Annotated in this window: 5 protein-coding genes and 1 pseudogene; all 6 read right to left on the bottom strand. The window is 56.2% G+C overall.

Translation table 11 applies throughout. The annotated features are described in order from the left end of the window. Positions 1-107: hypothetical protein (locus tag ACYZYZ_RS00590; RefSeq protein ID WP_461482896.1), on the bottom strand; the 107-nt coding region annotated here is incomplete at its 3' end. Between the two features lie 44 nt (positions 108-151). Next, positions 152-547 (bottom strand): annotated as a pseudogene (locus ACYZYZ_RS00595) (F0F1 ATP synthase subunit A); the annotation flags it as partial. 22 nt (positions 548-569) lie between these two features. Then, positions 570-839: an AtpZ/AtpI family protein gene (locus ACYZYZ_RS00600; protein ID WP_461482892.1), complete on the bottom strand. Its 270-nt coding sequence runs from the start codon at positions 837-839 to the stop codon at positions 570-572. Then, positions 823-1,248, bottom strand: coding sequence for a F0F1 ATP synthase subunit epsilon (locus tag ACYZYZ_RS00605; protein WP_461482893.1), 426 nt, complete (start codon positions 1,246-1,248; stop codon positions 823-825). The genes ACYZYZ_RS00600 and ACYZYZ_RS00605 overlap by 17 nt, the downstream gene beginning before the upstream one ends. After that, on the bottom strand, positions 1,245-2,645 hold the full coding sequence (gene atpD, locus ACYZYZ_RS00610; protein ID WP_461482894.1) for a F0F1 ATP synthase subunit beta: 1,401 nt from the start codon (positions 2,643-2,645) through the stop codon (positions 1,245-1,247). Before atpD ends, ACYZYZ_RS00605 begins: the two co-directional genes overlap by 4 nt. A 62-nt stretch (positions 2,646-2,707) precedes the next feature. After that, positions 2,708-3,713: dicarboxylate/amino acid:cation symporter (locus ACYZYZ_RS00615; RefSeq protein ID WP_461482895.1), on the bottom strand; the 1,006-nt coding region annotated here is incomplete at its 5' end.

A 3,713-nucleotide genomic window follows, 5' to 3' on the forward strand; every position in this document is an offset into this window, starting at 1 on the left:
GAGAACTCGTGGCCGAGGATCAGCGGGCCCTTGCCCGTGGCGGTGCCGACGGGGCTCTTGCCGTAGTAGTACTCGACGTCGGAGCCGCAGAAGCCGCAGGCCGACACCTCGACGAGGACCTCGTCCTCGGCGATGGTGGGCTCGGGGACAGATAGTGTTTCAGGTAGGGCTTCAGCCCCTGGATACGAATGCCGTACCAGTGCGTGGAAAGAAAAACCAGGATGGCCAGGGCAGCGGTTGCGGACAGGTCTCGGGTAGGGGAGTGAACACCGGGTATTAGCCCACAGAGGTTGGCGATTACCAGAAAAATCCAAAGGCTGGCGATCAGGGGCATAATCTGCCGCGCATGCTGGGGTGCCGCTGCAGACACAGCGCTTTCAATGGCAACTACCATACCCTCAATCGCAGATTGCAGCGGACCGGGTGTGATGCTCAGCCGTCGTGATACCAGCCAGGTACATAACCACAGGATTGCCATGATGACCCAGGTAGTAACCACCGTGCTGGTGATAGCCAGCGGCCCGAGGTGGAATAGTGGGTGAATCATGATATCCGGGTTTTCCACTTTTTTACTCCCGAACAAAGAGGTAAACGTTAATGGCACCAATCATAACGCCCACCAGGATCAGGCTGACGGTCCAGCGGCTTGAGTATTCACTGGCCAGGCTATCGATCCACTGGCCGAGATAAGCGCCAGCCACGACCGGCAGCACCAGAAGGAGGCCCAGGGTGCCGATGTAGACGGTCTGACCGAGCAGTGTAGGTCGTTCTCGTTCGGCCTTCTTCATGCGCCGAACCTGGCGTTCCACCTGCTTTCTCAGCTCATCTGATTGTGTCATGGCTCAGGTTTCCATTTTTGGCGCTCAATTCCCAGAGGCGCTTCAACACTTCCTCTTCCATGCGGTGCAGGCTGGACTTCATAGCATGCAGCTGTTCTTCTTCCGCCAGCAATTGTTGCTGAAGGGCCTGGCTGATGCGGTTGTAATCGTTGTCCAGCAGATAATGACGGGTACTGAGGGTCAGCACGTTGTCCTGAAAATAGAGAATGCCGCCAGGTACAGCCAGGTATTGCCAATCCCCGTCACCAACCCGAAAGCGTGCCAGACCAATAACCAGAGCGGTGATCAAACGGTCATGACCGGCAAGAATGCCAAAGCTGCCGCTGCTGTCTTCACCAACAAAGGATGTGACACCATCAATTTGCTGGTTGTGGGTAGCATCCTGAAGAACCAGACTGAACTGCTTCATTGATTGACCCCCGCCATGGTGCCCCGCATATAGCAGCGCTCCTCCGGCATGTCATCGTAATCTCCTCGCAGGAATGCCTCGCAGTCGGCGATGGTCTGCTCCAGGGGTACGGATACCCCAGGAATTCCTGAGTGGCTTGCAGTACTCCAGAACGGCTGGGTGAGGTAGCGTTGTAACTTTCTCGCTCTCATGACAATCTTGCGATCCTTCGACGATAGCTCCTCAACCCCGAGCATGGCGATAATATCTTCCAGTTCATGGTAACGGGCCAAGTGTTCCCTGACGGCTTCGGCGACGATGTAGTGTTGGTCGCCCAGGGTATGCCGGTCCATCAACCGGCTACCTGATTGTAGTGGGTCCACGGCTGGGTAGATCCCCTTGCCCGCTTGGGCGCGGGAGAGAATTACCGTGGTGTCCAGATGGCTGAGGATGGCGCTCACCGCCGGATCCGTCATGTCATCTGCGGGCACGTAGACCGCCTGTACGGAGGTGATGGCACCGGCTTGGGTGGACAGAATGCGGTCCTGCATCTCTGCAACTTCCGTCGTGAGCGTCGGCTGGTAGCCTACTGTGGCGGGCATGCGCCCCAGCAGGCTGGAAACTTCGCTACCGGCTTGAACAAATCGAAAGATATTGTCCATCACAAACAATACTTCCTTCTGCAAGCTGTCGCGCAGGTACTCCGCATAAGTGAGCGCTGATAGCCCTATGCGAAATCGTACGCCCGGGGATTCGTCCATCTGGCCAAACACCATCAGAGTCTGAGGCAAAACGCCGGCCTTTTCGATCTCATGCCACAGTTCATGGCCTTCCCGGATGCGTTCTCCGACGCCTGCAAAGACCGAAACACCTTGGTGCAGAGTGGCCACAGAGTGCATGAATTCCATAATCAACACGGTTTTACCCACGCCGGCACCGCCAAACAGCCCGGTTTTTCCCCCTTTGACAAAGGGGCAGAGCAGGTCGATGACCTTAATGCCTGTTTGCAGAACTTCACCCACGCCAACAGCCTCGCTGAGGGGCGCGGGTTTGCTATGGACATTGCGGTATTGCCTGGGTGTCAGTGGTGGCTTGTCATCGAGAGGTTCGCCAAAGATGTTCAATAACCGGCCCAGACATTCCGGCGCCACTGGCACATGAAGTGGCGCTCCGGTATCAAACACCGTCATGCTGCGGTACAGGCCACTACTGCGGTGTAGAGTGATGGCGCGGAGGTGGTGCTCATCCAGGTGCTGGTGTACTTCAAACAGAAAGGTTTCGCCGTTGATATGGGCGCAGAGGGCTTGGTGCAGTGGCGGTAAGGTATCGCAGGCGATAACTGCCACCGGCCCGTGGACTTCCACGATTGATCCAATGGGGGTGAGCCCTTGCTCGCGACAACCTGCTGGTTCTGTCATGTAAAAAGTATATGCCTAATCAAATCTGTGAACAGGATTTTCCTTACCCTGTGCCCATTCTTTTAGCGAGACTCCCCAATTCCATTGCTGGTCAGCACATCCTCACCAGTCTGCTGTCGAATCTGTTCACGCTGTTGCTCCGCCAGTTGTTCTTCGTGGTGGCTGAGGCTACTGCCCACCCAGGTATCCATCAGTTTGGCGGTAACCAGGTCGCCACTGACATTGATAGCAGTACGGCTCATGTCGAGTATGCGGTCTACGCCCATAATCAGGGCAATGCCTGATGCCGGAATGCCCACTGTATTCAGAACCATGGCAAGGATGACGATACCCACACCGGGTGTGGCGGGAGAGCCGATGGACGCACCCACTGCCGTAATCACAATTAGGGCCATGCCACCGAGGCCAACCTCAATACCGTATACCTGCGCCAGAAACATAGCAGCCACACCTTGGTACAGCGCTGTGCCGTTCATATTGATGGTTGCCCCTAAGGGAATGACAAATTGTGAGACAGAGGGGCGCACCCCAAGTTTTTCTTCTGCTGTTTTGATGGATAGGGGCATCACTGCGGCGGAGCTGGAGGTGGAAAAGGCCAGCAGCAGGACTTCCTTTACCGAGCTCAGAAAGGTCCGCGGGCTTATATGCGCTGTCAGAGCTATTATCAGCAGATAAACGCAGAACATGGCTAACAGGCCCAAAAGAACTGTGCCCACGTAAACGGCCATGCCCAACAGGGCTTCGAGGCCCAGTTTGGCAGTGAGTTGAACGAGCAGGCCAAACACGGCAAAGGGTGCCAGCAGCATGGCCCAGCGCACGACAGTCATACAGACCTCCTGCAGGGAGCCCATCAGATCCAGCAGAGGTTTTGCCTGAACGGGTGTCATCATCACCAGCGCGACACCGATGACCATGGCAAAGATCACCACTTGCAACATATTGCTTTCCACCATCGAACTCAGTGGATTCGATGGCAGCAGGGTGACAATTTTGCGGGGCAGATCGTCAAACACCGCCGGATTGGTCGGTGCTGTATCAATTGCTGGAGCAGCACTCAGGGTGGCCTGC

Origin of the sequence: Porticoccus sp. (genome assembly GCA_023261185.1) — a bacterium.
Classification (GTDB): Bacteria; Pseudomonadota; Gammaproteobacteria; order Pseudomonadales; family Porticoccaceae; genus Porticoccus; species Porticoccus litoralis.